The organism is Flavobacterium circumlabens (genome assembly GCF_004345565.1).
GTDB lineage: Bacteria > Bacteroidota > Bacteroidia > Flavobacteriales > Flavobacteriaceae > Flavobacterium > Flavobacterium circumlabens.
The window spans coordinates 1-2,286 of record NZ_SLWA01000030.1 but is presented as its reverse complement, the minus strand read 5'-3'; the positions used below and the strand labels follow the sequence as shown (position 1 = coordinate 2,286).

Genomic DNA, 2,286 nt, shown 5'->3' with positions numbered 1-2,286 from the left:
TATTCCAAAAATGCACAAAACGTTCTTGAAATTATAGAAGAAAATAATTATTATCCTTTTGGTTTAAAACATAAGGGGTATAATGAATATGTAGCGACTGGAAATAAGTATAAATACAACAATAAAGAGCTCCAAGACGAGCTGGGGCTTAACATGTACGACTATGGGGCACGTAATTATGACCCAGCAATTGGTCGTTGGATGAATATTGATCCGTTAGCTGAAAAAGGAAGAAGATGGTCTCCTTATAATTATGCAATGGATAATCCAGTGTATTTTATTGACCCTGATGGAATGTGGCCAGATAACCCAATTACGGGTTTAATTAATAGAGCTACATCTGCAGTTAAAAATTATGTTGCAAATAAAATTAGTACTGTTGTTTCAAATACTAGAAATATTCTTTCTCAAAAAGCTAGTGCAATATTAGATAAAATAACTCCTGATGTTAAAATAGGTAAGGCTGAAAAAGCTCAAAAGGGTTCTGGTTCTGGCGTTAGTTTTGCGACCGAAGGAGGAAAACAAGGTGGGATGACAACCGACCAAGGAGATAGAAAAACAAAACAAGTTGACATGAGTGTAGTTGTTGGATTAACCGATGTTTATGGTGCGCCGACAACGATACCTGGTGTAGCTCCTGATGGAAGCAATCCTTTTGTGAAAAGCCCAGACGGAGGAGATGAAGTAAAATCTGAACCAACAATGAATAATAGTAATAGTGGCGATGACGTTACAATTGAAACAGAAAATTCACGAGCTGTTCCAGCGATCGGTATTAATCCATCACAAGTTCAAACATTTAAAAAAGATACAGTTGTAAAAAGGTCAGATATTAGTAAAGTTCGGACTAATGATGCAAAAGAAAAGAATAAAGCTTATGAAGACGCAAAAAGAAATAATAGTGGCCGTTAGTGCTATGTTTTTAATGATTAGTATTGCTTCCTGTAAGGATAATGCAAATTCTGAAAAAGAGTTGATCAAAAAGAAAGTTGCTGTAAAAAATAAATTTAAAAACAGTTCAGTAGAGTTCAATTTTGATTTTCCAGATACAATTTATGTTAATAAAGAGTATAATGGAAAGATAAATTACAAAAGTGTTTTAGATAGTATTACAACATCATTTGAAGATGATAAGAAAAGTAGATATATTACATTTTATATGAATAAAACCAAAGATCTGAATTATAGAATAGAAGATCTAAAGAAAATGAAACTTGATACCTTTGGAGCATTGAATAACAGATCAATACCTATTTATGGAATAAAGTTTTCTGAAGTAGGGGCGCACTATTTAGATGGTATAATTAATGATCACATATCTATAGATACAAATAAGGGTGAAGATAAAGTTCGTTATATTGAAAATGTTGTAAGAGCATCACATAAAGTAATAGTAATTGAAAGACATAAGTAGAAGACTAAATGAAAATTATATTAGAAAGAAGTATTGAATATAATCAGTTAAAAAATTTATTTTTCATCACATTAATTTTGACGTTTGTTTTTTTTGGAATTTTAAATTCAGAATTAAATGTAATAGTGATGTATGTAGAAGGTGCTCTAGGTGTTTTAATTTTGCTTTTTATTTTTATAATTTTATTGAAAAAAGGCATCGTTATTAATCAAAGAAATATATTTATAGGCTTTTTTTTTTTAGGGCTATTAATAATTAAACGAAAAGTTCAAATTGAAGGAATGCCTTTAATAACTTTGTTAACATATGATAAAAAGAAGAACTATAATTATGTAGTTCGACCTTGGGAACCAAAACTTGAATTTAAAATGAAGTCATTTGAGATTAATTTGTTAAATGTAAAACATACCTCCAAAAAGAAATTGTTAAGATTGGAAAATGAAGAAAGTTCAACTAAAGCTATCGATTTTATAATTAATAATTCTGAATTAAGATTTGAAAATTATAGCCCTAATTTTCTTTGATTTTCGAAATTAAATGGTAGGGTAATGTATCAGATGTGTTGGTGTTTAATAATTCCATCTCACATTTGCAGATAATCAAAGTTTTATATTAATATCGCATAAAAATTAAAACAACCTTCGGGTTGTTTTTTTATTTTATAACGTCTTAAATCTAAAAAAAATGGCTTCAAACCCGACTTGGTGTTGCAGATGTGTTGGTGAAATTAGAAATATGATAAAATATGGAAAAACAAAGTCTGGCGCTCAGAGATATATTTGTAAGCAGTGCAGAAAAACAAGAGTTGAAAAATATATTTATCAAGCTTATAAGTCAGATATGGATAAAAATATTATCCAGTTTACTAAAGA

The 2,286-nt window shown here is 29.4% G+C and carries 4 protein-coding genes; all 4 read left to right on the top strand.

Translation table 11 applies throughout. From position 1 onward, the window contains the following. Nucleotides 1–912 (top strand): RHS repeat-associated core domain-containing protein (locus EV142_RS23915; protein WP_132038364.1); only part of this gene is annotated, 912 nt, incomplete at its 5' end. Next, nucleotides 878–1,414, top strand: a complete 537-nt coding sequence (locus tag EV142_RS23910; protein ID WP_132038363.1) for a hypothetical protein — start codon at nt 878–880, stop codon at nt 1,412–1,414. The genes EV142_RS23915 and EV142_RS23910, both read left to right, overlap by 35 nt. A gap of 8 nt (nt 1,415–1,422) precedes the next feature. Beyond that, nucleotides 1,423–1,938 (top strand): hypothetical protein, encoded by a 516-nt coding sequence (locus tag EV142_RS23905; RefSeq protein WP_132038362.1) that lies wholly within the window; start codon nt 1,423–1,425, stop codon nt 1,936–1,938. Nucleotides 1,939–2,098: 160 nt separating this feature from the next. Then, the coding region (locus tag EV142_RS24285) for an IS1 family transposase (protein ID WP_132038361.1) at nt 2,099–2,286 on the top strand (188 nt) is incomplete at its 3' end.